We start from the raw sequence: 14,190 nt of genomic DNA on the forward strand, positions 1-14,190 counted from the left end.
CTGCTCGCGGGTCAGGTCATAGGCGGCTTTGGTGATCGGCAGGTAGCCGGTTTTCTGGTGCCACTCAGCGGCAATCTCTGGCTTCGCCAGGAAGTCGAGGAACTCGGCCACGCCTTTGTAGGTGCTCTTGTCTTTGCCCTGCATCACCCACAGGCTGGCCCCGCCGATGATGGCGTTCTGCGGCGCGCCCTTCACGTCAGCGTCGTACGGCATCATGCCCACGCCGTAGTTGAATTTGGCGTAGTGACGGATATCTGCCAGCGAACCGGAAGACGCGGTGGTAATAGCGCAGTCACCGTTGTAGAACTTTTCAGTGGATTCGTCTTTACGGCCGAAGTAGCTGAAATCGCCCTTTTTGTTGAGCGCTTCCAGCAGCGCAATGTGCTTCACCTGCTCCGGCTTGTTGAACTCCAGTACCGCGTCGGTGCCGTCGAAGCCGTTGTTTTTGGTGGCAACCGGCAGGCCGTGCCAGGCGCTGAAGTTTTCAATCTGGATCCAGCCCTGCCAGCCGCTGGCGTAGCCGCACTTCATGCCCGCCGCTTTCAGCTTAGCGGTGTATTCCGCCAGGTCTTGCCAGGTTTTTGGCGGCTGCTCCGGATCTAAACCGGCTTTCCTGAAGGCATCTTTGTTGTAGTACAGGACCGGCGTGGAGCTGTTAAACGGCTGAGACAGCAGGTGACCGGTTTTGGAATCGGTGTAGTAGCCCGCCACGGTTGGCACGAACTGCGACTCGTCGAAGTTGATGCCCGCCTCTTTGAAAACTTCATAGACCGGCTTGATGGCTTTCGAGGCCATCATGGTCGCGGTACCCACTTCATAAACCTGTAACAGTGCAGGAGCGTTACCGGTACGGAAGGCGGCGATGCCCGCGCTCAGGCTCTGCTCGTAGTTGCCTTTGTACACCGGCACAATCTTGTAATCCGGGTGGGTGTCGTTGAAACGCTGCGCCAGGGAGTCAACTTCTTTACCCAACTCCCCTTCCATGGAATGCCAGAATGGAATGGTGGTGACAGCCATTGCGTTCGTCGCAAAAGCCAGACCCAGTGCCAGACCCAAAGCTGTGTGTCGTAACGATGTCATTGTCATCTCTCTTATTGTGCCGGATGCGCGATATCACGCGTTTTATGCTCGCGAGGTAACATGACATGCTCGAATGACAGAAAAATAACTGTTTGTTTACAGATAAGTGACAGCAAAGCGTCAGGGGGATGATGGTTGTGTGAAGGGTGTTGGGTTAAAAAAAGCCGGGTGGCGGCTTCGCCTTACCCGGCCAGGTCGATCCCGTAGGCCCGGTAAGCGTAAGCGCCACCGGGCAACACAGACGGCTTAGCCTCCGAGGTACGCGCTCCGTACCGCTTCGTTCGCCAGCAGCGCATCGCCGGTATCCTCAAGCACCACGCGGCCGTTTTCCAGCACGTAGCCACGGTCGGCGAGCTTCAGCGCCTGGTTGGCGTTCTGCTCGACGAGGAAGATGGTCATCCCCTCTTTACGCAGCTGCTCGATGGTGTCGAAGATCTGCTGGATAATGATCGGCGCCAGACCGAGCGACGGTTCGTCCAGCAGCAGCAGGCGTGGCTGGCTCATCAGCGCGCGGCCAATCGCCAGCATCTGCTGCTCACCGCCGGACATGGTGCCCGCACGCTGAATACGGCGCTCCCACAGGCGCGGGAAGAGTTCGTATACCCACTTGATGCGGGTCTGGTATTCATCGCGGTGAGCGAAGAAGCCGCCCATCGCCAGGTTCTCTTCCACCGTCATGCGCGAGAAGACGCGACGCCCTTCCGGAACAATCGCCACCGCTTCACGCATGATTTTTGCAGTCTGCCAGTCGGTAATGTCTTTGCCATCAAACACAATCCGCCCGCTGGTAGCCCGCGGGTCGCCGCACAGGGTACCGAGCAGCGTGGTTTTGCCCGCGCCGTTGGCGCCAATCAGGGTGACGATTTCACCCTGATTGATGTGCAGGCTGACGTCGTGCAGCGCCTGGATCTTGCCGTAGTGCGCATTGACCTTGTCGAACGTTAACATCGCTTTTTCCATCTTATGCCTCACCAAGGTACGCGCGGATCACGTCCGGATTGTTGCGGATCTCTTCCGGCGTGCCGTTTGCCAGCGGCGTGCCCTGGTTGACCACGTAAATACGGTCCGAAATACCCATCACCAGCTTCATGTCGTGCTCAATCAGCAGGATGGTGGTGTCGTGGTGATCGCGCAGCTCGGCAATCAGCTCGTCCAGCTCTTTGGTTTCTTTCGGGTTGAGGCCCGCCGCCGGTTCGTCGAGCATCAGGATCTCCGGCTGCGTCACCATGCAGCGCACAATCTCCAGACGACGCTGATCGCCGTAGGCCAGGTTGCTCGCCTGACGGTTGGCGTGCTGCAGCAAGCCGATGCGGTCGAGCCAGGTGGCGGCGCGGTCGAGGGCCTCCTCCTGGGCTCGGCGGAAGGCCGGAGTCTTCAGCAGACCGGAGAACAGCCCGGTTTTGAGCTGCTGATGCTGTGCCACCAGCAGGTTCTCAATCACCGTCATCTCGCGGAACAGGCGCACGTGCTGGAAGGTACGCACCACGCCCATGCGGGCAATTTGCTGGCCCGGCAGCCCTTCCAGGTGCTTATCGCGCAGCATGATGGTGCCGCCCGTCGGCTTGTAGAAACCGGTCAGACAGTTAAACACCGTGGTTTTTCCCGCGCCGTTGGGGCCAATCAGGGAGACGATCTCTTTCTTATGCAGATCCAGATTCACGTTGTTGACCGCCAGCAGGCCGCCAAAACGCATCATCAGACCGTTAACGGATAATAATGGCTGACTCATGCCTGCTCTCCTTTCGCTTTCCCGTTCTTCAGCTTCAGCTGTGGACGGGTCATCGGCAGCAGGCCCTGCGGACGCCAGATCATCATCAGCACCATCAAACCACCCAGCATCAGCATGCTGTATTCGTTAAAGTCACGCATCAGCTCGCGCGAGACCACCAGCAGGATGGCCGCGAGAATGACGGCAAACTGCGAGCCCATCCCGCCGAGCACCACAATCGCCAGCACAAAGGCCGATTCGGCAAACGTGAACGATTCCGGGCTGACGAAGCCCTGACGCGCGGCAAACAGCGTCCCGGCGAAACCGGCAAACGCGGCGCTGATGGTAAACGCGGTCAGCTTGATGCGGGTCGGGTTCAGGCCCAGGGAGCGGCAGGCGATCTCATCTTCACGCAGCGCTTCCCACGCGCGGCCCAGCGGCATGCGCAGCAGACGGTTAATCACGAAAAGGGTCACCACCACCAGCAGCAGCGCAACCAGGTAGAGCCAAATCACGCGGTCGGACGGGTCATACTTCACGCCAAAGAAGTTGCTGAAGGTATCCCAGCCGCCTTCGCGGGCGGTACGGCTGAACTCCAGCCCGAAGAAGGTCGGTTTCGGGATCTGGCTGATGCCGTTCGGACCACCGGTGATTTCGGTGTTATTCAGCAGCAGGATACGGACGATTTCGCCGAAGCCTAAGGTCACAATCGCCAGGTAGTCACCGCGCAGGCGCAGCACCGGGAAGCCCAGCAGGAAGCCCGCAGCGGCAGAAACCAGGCCCGCCAGCGGCAGACAGGTCCAGAAGCCGAGGCCGTAATAATGGTTCAGCAGCGCGAAGGTGTAGGCACCGATGGCGTAAAAACCACCGTAGCCCAGCACCAGCAGGCCAGAGAGCCCCACCACCACGTTCAGACCGAGACCCAAAATCACGTAAATCATGGTCAGGGTGGCGATATCCACCGTGCCGCGCGAGACCACGAATGGCCACGCCACGGCCGCCACCAGCAGCGCCACGAGGAACAGCTTTTGCTTCACGGTGGAACCGTCGATAGCCGGAAGAACAAATTTCGGCCCGGAGACACCTTTCAGCGTTTTCTGGAACAGCGGACGCAGCAGCTGGAACAGGAACACCACCGCCGTGCCAATAAACACCCACTGCCAGCGGATGTCAGGTGCGGTATCCACCACCAGTTTGGTGCCGCTCAGCTCCAGCTGGACGCCCATAAAGACGCCCGCCAGCACGAAGAACATGGCGGCAGAGAGCAGCGCCATTGCAAAATGCATCGGTTTCATACTTTCTCTACCTCCGGACGGCCCAGAATACCGGTAGGCATGACCAGCAGAACCAGAATCAGCAGGGCAAACGACACCACGTCTTTATATTCGGTGCTCAGGTACGCCGAGGAGAGCGCTTCCGCCACGCCCAGGATCAGGCCGCCGATCATCGCGCCAGGAATACTGCCGATACCGCCAAGTACTGCCGCGGTGAAGGCTTTCATTCCGGCCATAAAGCCGATGTACGGGTTGATCACGCCGTAGAACTGGCCGAGCAGCACGCCCGCCACTGCCGCCATCGCGGCACCGATCACGAAGGTCAGGGCAATCACGCGGTCAGTATTGATGCCAAGCAGGCTCGCCATCTTCAGGTCTTCCGCGCAGGCACGGCAGGCGCGCCCCATGCGGGAATAACGGATGAACAGCGTCAGGGCGAGCATCGCAATAAAGGTCACGACCCAGATGACGAGCTGCATGGTGGTGATAGAGGCAGAGAAGTTTTCGCTGGCCCCCACGATCCACTGGCCGTTAAACAGGCTTGGCAGCGCCACGTCGCGCGACCCTTCGGTCAGGCTGACGTAGTTTTGCAGGAAGATCGACATACCGATGGCGGAGATGAGCGCAATCAGACGCTTGGAGCTGCGCACCGGCCGATAGGCCACGCGCTCGATGCTCCAGCCATAGGCGCTGGCGATCACAATGGCGCCGACAAACCCGGCGGCAACCAGCAGCCAGCTGCTGTCGATGCCCATCATCATCAGGGCGGCGATGATCATAAAGGAGATGTAGCTACCGATCATGTACACCTCGCCGTGGGCGAAGTTGATCATGCCGATAATGCCGTAAACCATCGTATAGCCGATGGCAATCAGCGCGTAGGTGCTTCCCAGCGTGACGCCGTTAAACATCTGCTGCAGGAAATAGAGAAACTGCTCGGACATATGCAAACCTTTTTATTCCCGCCCGGCGGTCCGGGCGGCGGGATAATTATTTGGCGGCCGAGGAAGACCCGTCGGCGTGCCACTTAAAGACACCAAACTCAAATCCCTTCAGATCGCCTTTCTCATCCCAGTTCAGCGGCCCAATCACGGTGTTCGCCCCGTGTGCTTTTAAATCTTTCACCAGATCCAACGGCTCTTTGCTGCCGGTACGCTCCAGAGCCGTCGCCAGAGACTGTACGGCCGCGTAGGTGATCCAGACATACGGACCACTCGGGTCCTTTTTCTGCGCCTTAAGCGCATCAACGATAGCCTTGTTCGCCGGATCCTGATCATAGCGTTTTGGCATCGTAACCAGCATGCCTTCGGCAGAATCGCCCGCGATGTTCGACAGGGAGGCATTACCCACGCCCTCTGGTCCCATAAACTGGGTTTTCAGACCGGTGGCGCGTGCCTGACGCAGCATCTGCCCCATTTCAGGGTAGTAGCCGCCGTAGTAAACGAAGTCGATGTTCTCTTTTTGCAGACGAGCAATCAGCGCGGAGAAGTCTTTCTCACCGGCAGTGATGCCGTCAAAGAAGACGATGTTCGCGCCACCTTTTTTCAGGCCGTCCTGAACGGAACGCGCCAGGCCTTCGCCGTACTGCTGCTTGTCATGAATGATGGCAATGCGCTTTGGCTTTACGGTTTCGAGGATAAATTTGGCGGCGGTGGGTCCCTGGGAAGAATCGAGACCGGCGGTACGCATAATGTGCTGATAGCCGCGCTGGGTCAGTTCTGGGTTAGTGGCGCCGGGGGTGATCATCAGAATACCTTCGTCTTCGTAGATATCAGACGCAGGCTGGGTGGACGATGAGCACAGGTGGCCAATCACATACTGGATGCCATCGTTGACGATTTTGTTGGCGACCGCGACGGCCTGTTTCGGATCGCAGGCGTCGTCATATTCCACGCCCACCAGCTTGTCGCCTTTGATGCCGCCTTTGGCGTTGATGTCTTTGATGGCCTGACGCGCGCCGTTGAACTCCATATCACCCCACTGGGCAACAGGGCCGGACATTGCGCCCACGACCGCAACTTTGATCTCTTCCGCCATGGCTGCATGCGAGATCGCCAGTGCAACCATTCCCGCGATAAATGTTTTCGCGTTCCTTTTCATCTCAGAATCCCCATTCGTGATGTCGTGTTTATATTTTGTTTTATTATGGTTAAAAAGCATTCTGTACTTTTAATGCACAACGCTATTTTTACCAGTGCCTTTAATGGTTTAGCGCAGTTTTTTGCCAAAAACCAGACTAAAATCTCTATTTTTCAGGCGATTAAGCAAAGATAATATTCTGAAATCATGCAGAGATAAACAAATAAAAGTGCAGTTTGCAGCATAAAATAACGGTACAAAGCGCCGAATAAATCACTACCATTCAGGTTAAAATTCTGCTTATTTTTCGATCCATGTGTTTTCAAACTGCCCAGCGCGTTACCAAAAAACTAATCACCTGGTTAATGAGAATAAAAAGAGGAAGCCGCTGAGTGAATAAATTGAGTACACTGCCCCTACTCAATTTGATTTGGACATGTAGCTAATGAAACTGACTATCGTGCGTCTGGTGACCTTTAGCGACCAGGATCATATCGACCTGGGCAAGATCTGGCCGGAATATTCCCCTTCGTCGCTACGCGTCGACGAGACTCACCGCATTTATGCCGCGCGTTTCAACGAACGCCTGCTGGCTGCGGTTCGCGTGACCCTGAGCGGTACAGAAGGGGCGCTGGACTCACTGCGTGTACGTGACGTCACCCGGCGTCGCGGCGTGGGGCAGTATTTAATTGAAGAAGTGATCCGCGAAAACCCGAACGTGACCTCATGGTGGATGGCTGACGTAGGCGTAGAAGACCGCGGCGTGATGGCGGCGTTTATGCAGGCGTTAGGGTTTACGGCGCAGGAGAGTGGGTGGGAGAAGCGCTAAAAGAAAGCCGGGTGGCGGCTGCGCCTTACCCGGCCTACATTCTCCACCGTATTTTCCCAAGCATTTCGTGTTGCAGGAAGGCGGCAAGTTATGAAATCTCCGGGAGCTTACATAAGTAAGTGACCGGGGTTGAATAACGCAGCCAACGCACCTGCGGCGCGAAAGGCGACGGGAAAATTATTTGGCGTCTGTCGCCGTACCGTTGGCATGCCAGTCAAACACGCCGAACTCAAAGCCTTTCAGGTCACCCTTCTCATCCCAGGACAGCGGTCCCATCACGGTTTCGACGGTGTTCGCTTTCAGCCAGGTCGCAATCTCAGCCGGATCGGCTGACTGGTTCAGACCCGCCTGCAGAGACTGAAGCGCCGCGTAGGTGGTCCAGACGAACGCGCCGCTTGGATCCTGTTTCTTCGCCTTGATGGCATCTACGATAGGTTTGTTCGCAGGGACCTGGTCGTAGTTCTTCGGCTTGGTCACCAGCAGGCCTTCAGCGGATTCACCTGCGATGTTAGACAGGGAAACGTTCGCTACGCCTTCAGGCCCCATAAACTGGGTTTTCAGACCGGCTGCACGCGCCTGGCGCAGGATCTGGCCCATCTCCGGGTGGTAACCGCCGTAGTAAACGAAATCGATATTCTCTTTTTTCAGGCGCGCCACCAGCGTGGAGAAGTCTTTCTCACCGGCAGTGATCCCATCGAAGAAGACCACATTGGCGTTGCCTTTCTTCAGACCATCCTGCACCGCACGCGCCAGACCTTCACCGTACTGCTGTTTGTCATGAACAATCGCGATACGCTTCGGCTTCACTTTATCCAGAATGTATTTCGCCGCCGTTGGACCCTGGTCAGAGTCCAGGCCCGTGGTGCGCAGGGTCAGTTTGTAGCCGCGCGCGGTCAGCTCCGGTGCGGTCGCCGCCGGGGTGATCATCAGAATCCCTTCGTCTTCGTAGATGTCAGACGCAGGCTGAGTTGAGGAAGAGCACAGGTGACCGATAACGTATTTGATCCCGTCGTTCACCACTTTGTTCGCAACCGCTACCGCTTGTTTCGGGTCACAGGCATCATCATATTTTACGATCTGCAGTTTTTCGCCTTTAATACCGCCCTTAGCATTAATGTCTGCAACCGCCTGTTCAGCGCCCGTAAATTCCTGGTCGCCGTACTGTGCTACCGGACCGGACATTGCGCCAACCACAGCCACCTTAATGTCTGCCTGTGCCATGGTGCTGAATGCCAACGCAATACATCCTGCCAGTAACGCTTTACCCTTCATGTTCATCCTGAGATTCCCCATTATTATGGTTATTACGATTGTTGTGATGTTGTTGTGCAGCGCTTTATTTCAGTTATTGGTGTGCTGTTCGCGCTTTTTCAGCATACTCTGCTAAAACATACCCCATTTTTATGATTTTGGAATAGCTAATTTGAAATGAATATATGATAAGCCCGGCAAAGATTTCACCGGGCGCGCGGCTTTAACGTGTCAGCGAGGCGGAGATAATGTCCAGCGCTTGACGGAACTGCACTTCGGGGATTGTCAGCGGATAAAGGAAACGAATAACGTTGCCGTAAACGCCGCAGCTCAGCAGAAGCAGACCTTCCTGCAGCGCGCGTTCCTGTACCTGGCGGGTGAATTCCGGCGAAGGCTGGCCCGTTTGCGGGTCATTAAACTCTACCGCCACCATCGATCCTTGCGCGCGAATGTCGGCGATATACGGACAGTGTTCCTTCGCTTTGTTCAGCACCTCTACCAGGTGATGACCAAGATGCGCAGAACGTGTACAGAGATCCTCCTCATCAATCACGTCCAGCACCGCATGCGCAGCGGCAATCGCCAGCGGGTTCCCCGCGTAAGTACCGCCCAGCCCGCCCGGCGCAGGTGCGTCCATCACGTCGGCACGGCCCGATACCGCAGAGAGCGGCATCCCACCCGCGAGGCTTTTCGCCATGGTGATCAGATCCGGCTTCACGCAGTGGTGTTCCATCGAGAACAGTTTGCCTGTACGGGCGAAACCACTTTGTACCTCGTCGGCAATCAGCAAAATACCGTGGGTATCACAGAGGGCACGCAGCGCCTGCATAAAATCGGCAGGCGCGATATTGAAACCGCCCTCCCCCTGAACCGGTTCGAGAATAATGGCCGCGACCTGATCCGGTGCGATATCCGCTTTAAAGATGCGTTCCAGGCTTTTTAACGCCTCCGCCGTGCTGACGCCGTGCAGATCGTTCGGATACTGCGCGTGATACACCGAGCCAGGGAACGGACCAAAGCCCAGTTTGTACGGCGCAACTTTGCCAGTCAGCGCCATGGTCATAAAAGTACGGCCGTGGAACGCGCCGCCGAAAGTGATGAGGCCAGGACGTCGGGTATAGGCGCGGGCTATTTTAACCGCGTTTTCAACCGCTTCTGCGCCCGTCGAGAAAAAGGCCGTTTTGGCCGGGCCATCAATGGGCACGCGCTGGTTGATACGCTCGGCCAGCGCCACATAGCCTTCATATGGCACAATCTGGTACGCCGTATGGGTAAAGGCGTGGAGTTGTTTTTCAATAGCGGAAATGACTTTGGGATGGCGATGGCCGGTATTCAGCACCGCAATGCCGGCGGCGAAGTCGATATACTCGTTGCCTTCTACGTCCCACACCGTGGCGTTTTCGGCTTTATCGGCATAGAAATTACACATGACGCCGATACCGCGCGGCGTCGCCTGCAAACGCCGGTCGTTCAGTTCGTTATTTTTCACCCTGTCCCCCTGAGAAAATCGCCTGCTTAGCGCATCAGTAAGTGTTTGCCAGGGGGGAGGAATTCGCCAGAGCGGGCGCTAAAAAAACAAAACCCCCGGACTCTCATCCAGGGGTTCTCAGTGTACTTCGCAGAAATTACGCTTCGATAGCGGCGCGAAGTTTTTTCATGGCATTCTTTTCAAGCTGACGCACACGTTCAGCGGAGACGCCGTAGCGGTCGGCCAGTTCCTGCAGCGTGGACTTGTTGTCTTCGTCCAGCCAGCGGGCACGGATAATATCCTGACTACGTTCGTCGAGGCCTTCCATCGCATGGGTGAGCTTATTCGCGGCCTGATCTTCCCAGTTATCCTCTTCAATGCCGTCAGCAAAGTTGGAGGTTTTATCCTGCAGATACAGAACCGGGGCCATTGGCTGGCTGTCAGAGCCGTCGTCGTCGGAGGACATATCAAACGTCATGTCCTGCGCGGCCATACGGGATTCCATCTCACGCACATCTTTGCTGGATACACCCAGCTCGCGCGCCACCATTTCCACTTCATCCTGATTGAACCAGCCCAGACGCTGCTTGGTTTTACGCAGGTTGAAGAACAGTTTACGTTGCGCTTTTGTCGTGGCGACTTTCACGATACGCCAGTTGCGCAGCACGTATTCATGAATTTCTGCTTTGATCCAGTGTACGGCGAAGGAGACCAGTCGCACACCCACTTCCGGGTTAAAGCGACGTACAGCCTTCATCAAACCGATGTTACCTTCCTGAATCAAGTCCGCCTGCGGCAGGCCATAGCCCGCGTAATTACGAGCAATGTGAACAACAAAGCGCAGGTGAGACAGGATCAGCTTTTTCGCTGCTTCCAGATCGCCCTGGTAATGCAGCTTTTCAGCAAGCTCCTTTTCTTCCTCGGCCGTTAACATCGGCCAGGTGTTCGCAGCCCGGATGTAAGATTCCAGGTTACCAACAGGGGCTAAAGCTAAAGTTTGCATTTCTTTGGTCATTCATTCCTCTCAATGTTTCTTCTGGTCCAGGTTGTCCCCGTCAGGCAACAACCATGCCAAAGCGTTTGAGCAACGAGATTAGCATTCACTCTTTTATCAGACAGTGATTTTATCCACAAGTTCCAGGTGCAACAGTGAATAAATTACGCACAAAATGTGACATGGAGATGATAACAGGGGAAGAGACAACAGGGACGCTTTCCCTGCAGAGCGAACATCTCGGTGCAGGGAAAGATTATATCACGCTTTTATTAGTCGGGAGTAAAGTGGCGTAAATGTTGAACGGTCGCCAGCCAGGCTGCCACCCAACCAATCATCGAGCAAACCAGCAGTAATAACAGGCACTCGTCAAAGCCTAAGCCACTGATATCAAACTTAGTTCCGAAAACCTGCGCCACTTCCGTCACGGCCGATGACAAACGCATCACCAAAATTTCTGACAAAATCAGTGAAAGAAATGCCCCGGAAAAACCAAGCAATGCGCCGCCATAGAGGAACGGACGAAGGATGAAGCCATCCGTCGCGCCAATCAGTTTCTGCACGTTAATGGTATCGCGGCGAGCAAAAATGCTCAGGCGCACGCTGTTACCAATGACGAGGAACACCGCGGCCACCATCAGTACGCCGATCATCGCCGACACACGTCCCACCAGCCCGGTCAGCGCGGCAAGACGGGCAAACCAGCTGTCGTCCATGCGCACTTCATCAATTCCGTTAATCCGGGTGATGCGATCGCGTAACGTATTTAGCGAATCGGTCCCCTGGAAATCGAGCTTCGGGATCACCACCGCTACCGCAGGTAACGGGTTCTCTTCGAGCATATCCAGCGCACCGCCAAAACCGGACCAGTTGCGAAACTCGCCCAGCGCTTCTTCACGGGAAAGATAGTTGACCTTCTCCACGCCCTGCTCGGCCTGGATTTGCCCAACCACCTGCGCCGCCGCGTTATCGTCGAGCGCTTTATCCAGATAAACGGTGATCTGCGGCGACGGATAATACTGGGACGCCGCCTGGTTCACGTTCTTATAAACCATGTAGCAGACGCTTGGCAGCGTCAGGGAGATGGCGATGACCATCACCGTCAGGAACGTTGCCAGCGGTTTGCTTTTCAGATCCTGCAACGCGCCGTGGAAAGCGTAGCGCACCTGCTCGTTAAACACGTTGGTTTTGCGCGAAGCCGGCTTTGGCGCCGCTTTCTGGCGCTTGGGTGCGTTACGATTGCCATCACCGCCACCCTGCGGCTTACGGAAACGGTCAAACCGGTTCCCGAACTGCCGAATCTGGTTCATTGCATCACGCTTGTTCACCATGGCCTCCGTGCAAATGTCCATCGCTCAGAGTCAGCATGCGGTACGAACGACGGGAAATCAGCCCGATATCGTGCGTCGCCATCAATACTGTGACCCCAACGCGGTTGAATTCCTCAAACAGACGCAAAATCCCTTCGGAGAGCGCATCGTCCAGGTTACCTGTGGGTTCATCCGCCAGCAGTACGGCCGGCTTGTTCACCACCGCACGGGCGATGCCCACACGCTGCTGTTCACCGCCGGAGAGCTGGATCGGGAAGTTCTTCGCTTTGTCCAGTAGCCCAACCTTATCCAGCGCCGCAGAGACGCGACGACGGATATCATCATAGCTGGCACCGGCAATAATCAGCGGGATAGCGACGTTATCGAAAACGGTGCGATCCATCAGCAGATGGTGATCCTGGAAAATCATGCCGATCTGACGACGCAGGAACGGCACTTCACGGTTCTTAAGACGGCTAATATCATGGCCGCTGAACCAGATTTTCCCGGCGCTTGGCCGTTCGATCCCACAGATAAGCTTGAGCAGAGTACTTTTCCCCGCGCCGGAATGGCCGGTCAGGAATGCCATCTCGCCTGGCTGCAGGTGGAATGTGACTCCCTGCAGCGCTTGTCTCCCACCGAGATAGGCCTTGCTGACGTGTTCAAAGCGAATCATTGTTAGTCCTCTCGGGCAAATAGTGCCTCAATAAAGTCGTCCGCTTTAAACGGACGCAAATCCTCAATACGCTCGCCCACACCGATGTAGCGGATAGGAATGCCGAACTGGTCGGCTACGGAGAAGATCACCCCGCCTTTCGCGGTGCCGTCCAGCTTGGTCAGCGCGATCCCGGTCAATCCTACCGCTTCATTGAACAGCTTCGCCTGGCTAACGGCGTTCTGTCCGGTGCTGGCGTCGATAGTCAGCATAATTTCATGCGGTGCATCTTCGTCCAGCTTCTTCATGACGCGGACGATTTTCTTCAACTCTTCCATCAGGTGCGATTTGTTCTGCAAACGCCCTGCGGTGTCAGCAATCAGCACGTCCACGTTACGGGACTTCGCCGCCTGAATGGCATCAAAAATCACGGACGCGGAATCCGCGCCAGTATGCTGGGCAATCACCGGAATGTTGTTCCGCTGGCCCCACACCTGCAGCTGCTCAACCGCCGCCGCACGGAAGGTATCGCCCGCCGCCAGCATCACCGATTTGCCCTGCTGCTCGAACTGACGCGCCAGCTTGCCGATAGTCGTGGTTTTACCCACGCCGTTAACACCCACCATCAGAATAACAAATGGCGTTTTGCCTTCAATATTAAGCGGTTCATCAACTTTTGCGAGAATTTCACCCATCTCGTCTTTCAGCAGGCCGTACAGTGCCTCGGCATCGCGCAGCTGTTTGCGGCTTGCCCCTTCGGTCAGGCTGGCGATGATCTTACGGGTGGTTTCCACCCCCACGTCAGCGATCAGCAGTTGCTCTTCCAGCTCTTCAAAGAGATCGTCGTCGATCTTCTTGCCGCGGAACAGACTGATAAATCCGGAACCCAGATTTTCTTTGGTTTTTAACAGGCTGCGCTTCAGACGGGCAAAGAAACCTTCTTTGGTCGGTTTTTCCTGCTCCTGAACGATCTCTTCTTCAGCCTGCTCTTGCGCTTCCACCGGCACGACGATAACCGCGTCTTCAGCCGCTTCCGCCGCCAACGCCTGGGCTTCCAGCTCGTCGTCGGTCAGCTCTGGCTCAAGCGCCGCCTCTTCTTCCACCGCCTCAACAATTTCAACGGTTTCCGCTTCGGCCTGCCACTCTTCTGCAGATACCTCTTCGGCTTTAACCTCTTCCGGCAGCGGCAGCTCTTCATGTTCGATAACGGCCTGCGGTGCGTCGGTAACGGCTTCGGGCACAACCGGTTCTGGCTTCTCGCTCTCCTGAACCTGTTCAGTGACTTCAACCACCTCTTCAGCAAACGATTCAATCTCTTCTTTGCTGTGGACAGGTTCTTCCGCTTCGATAACCGCAGCGGTTTCTACAGGCGTTTCAGGCTGTGACTGCTCTTCTACAACCTGTTGTTCTTCGGTTTTCTGTTCTGTTTCTTGCTCTTTTTCACCGAAACCCAACCAGGAAAAGAAGCCACGTTTTTTTTGTTTTGCCATCTGCGACTACACTCCTCGCGGCGCTATATACAGGGAAGCTAAAAAAATGATG

At 56.0% G+C, this 14,190-nt stretch carries 13 protein-coding genes; 1 reads left to right on the forward strand and 12 read right to left on the reverse strand.

Going from position 1 to position 14,190, the window contains the following annotated elements; translation table 11 throughout:
* The 6 genes from ugpB to livK all read right to left on the reverse strand — a co-directional run.
* Window positions 1–1,080 (reverse strand): sn-glycerol-3-phosphate ABC transporter substrate-binding protein UgpB (ugpB, locus tag L977_RS04570; protein ID WP_047625017.1); only part of this gene is annotated, 1,080 nt, incomplete at its 3' end.
* A 246-nt stretch (window positions 1,081–1,326) separates the two neighbouring features.
* Window positions 1,327–2,040 carry a high-affinity branched-chain amino acid ABC transporter ATP-binding protein LivF gene (gene livF, locus L977_RS04575; RefSeq protein ID WP_006812273.1) on the reverse strand — a complete coding sequence of 238 codons (714 nt, stop codon included), beginning with the start codon at window positions 2,038–2,040 and terminating at the stop codon, window positions 1,327–1,329.
* Window position 2,041: 1 nt separating this feature from the next.
* Window positions 2,042–2,809: a high-affinity branched-chain amino acid ABC transporter ATP-binding protein LivG gene (gene livG, locus L977_RS04580; RefSeq protein ID WP_014882123.1), complete on the reverse strand. Its 768-nt coding sequence runs from the start codon at window positions 2,807–2,809 to the stop codon at window positions 2,042–2,044.
* A complete protein-coding gene (livM, locus tag L977_RS04585) occupies window positions 2,806–4,083 on the reverse strand; it encodes a branched chain amino acid ABC transporter permease LivM (protein WP_014882122.1) in 1,278 nt (425 codons plus the stop codon). The genes livG and livM overlap by 4 nt, the downstream gene beginning before the upstream one ends.
* A complete protein-coding gene (gene livH, locus L977_RS04590; RefSeq protein ID WP_014882121.1) occupies window positions 4,080–5,006 on the reverse strand; it encodes a high-affinity branched-chain amino acid ABC transporter permease LivH in 927 nt (308 codons plus the stop codon). The genes livM and livH overlap by 4 nt, the downstream gene beginning before the upstream one ends.
* Window positions 5,007–5,052: 46 nt before the next feature.
* On the reverse strand, window positions 5,053–6,162 hold the full coding sequence (livK, locus tag L977_RS04595; RefSeq protein WP_014882120.1) for a high-affinity branched-chain amino acid ABC transporter substrate-binding protein LivK: 1,110 nt from the start codon (window positions 6,160–6,162) through the stop codon (window positions 5,053–5,055).
* Window positions 6,163–6,586: 424 nt separating this feature from the next.
* Here livK and panM point away from each other — a divergent pair, with 424 nt between their 5' ends.
* Complete coding sequence (gene panM / locus L977_RS04600) at window positions 6,587–6,970, forward strand: aspartate 1-decarboxylase autocleavage activator PanM (protein ID WP_014882118.1); 384 nt, start codon at window positions 6,587–6,589, stop codon at window positions 6,968–6,970.
* Between the two features lie 177 nt (window positions 6,971–7,147).
* Here the strand turns inward: panM and livJ are convergent, their stop codons facing one another.
* From livJ to ftsY, 6 genes are all read right to left on the reverse strand, one after another.
* Window positions 7,148–8,248, reverse strand: coding sequence for a branched chain amino acid ABC transporter substrate-binding protein LivJ (livJ, locus tag L977_RS04605; protein WP_014882117.1), 1,101 nt, complete (start codon window positions 8,246–8,248; stop codon window positions 7,148–7,150).
* A gap of 196 nt (window positions 8,249–8,444) precedes the next feature.
* The gene (locus L977_RS04610; RefSeq protein ID WP_014882116.1) at window positions 8,445–9,710 is read right to left on the reverse strand and encodes a 4-aminobutyrate--2-oxoglutarate transaminase; all 1,266 of its coding nucleotides are present in this window, start codon (window positions 9,708–9,710) and stop codon (window positions 8,445–8,447) included.
* A 136-nt stretch (window positions 9,711–9,846) separates the two neighbouring features.
* Window positions 9,847–10,704, reverse strand: coding sequence for an RNA polymerase sigma factor RpoH (gene rpoH / locus L977_RS04615; protein WP_014882115.1), 858 nt, complete (start codon window positions 10,702–10,704; stop codon window positions 9,847–9,849).
* 251 nt (window positions 10,705–10,955) lie between these two features.
* A complete protein-coding gene (gene ftsX, locus L977_RS04620) occupies window positions 10,956–12,011 on the reverse strand; it encodes a permease-like cell division protein FtsX (protein ID WP_014882114.1) in 1,056 nt (351 codons plus the stop codon).
* The gene (gene ftsE / locus L977_RS04625) at window positions 11,998–12,669 is read right to left on the reverse strand and encodes a cell division ATP-binding protein FtsE (RefSeq protein ID WP_014882113.1); all 672 of its coding nucleotides are present in this window, start codon (window positions 12,667–12,669) and stop codon (window positions 11,998–12,000) included. The genes ftsX and ftsE overlap by 14 nt, the downstream gene beginning before the upstream one ends.
* Window positions 12,670–12,671: 2 nt before the next feature.
* Window positions 12,672–14,138, reverse strand: coding sequence for a signal recognition particle-docking protein FtsY (ftsY, locus tag L977_RS04630; RefSeq protein ID WP_045268811.1), 1,467 nt, complete (start codon window positions 14,136–14,138; stop codon window positions 12,672–12,674).
* Between the last annotated feature and the right edge of the window lie 52 nt (window positions 14,139–14,190).

This window comes from Enterobacter sp. ZOR0014, assembly GCF_000798855.1.
Classification (GTDB): domain Bacteria; phylum Pseudomonadota; class Gammaproteobacteria; order Enterobacterales; family Enterobacteriaceae; genus Enterobacter; species Enterobacter kobei.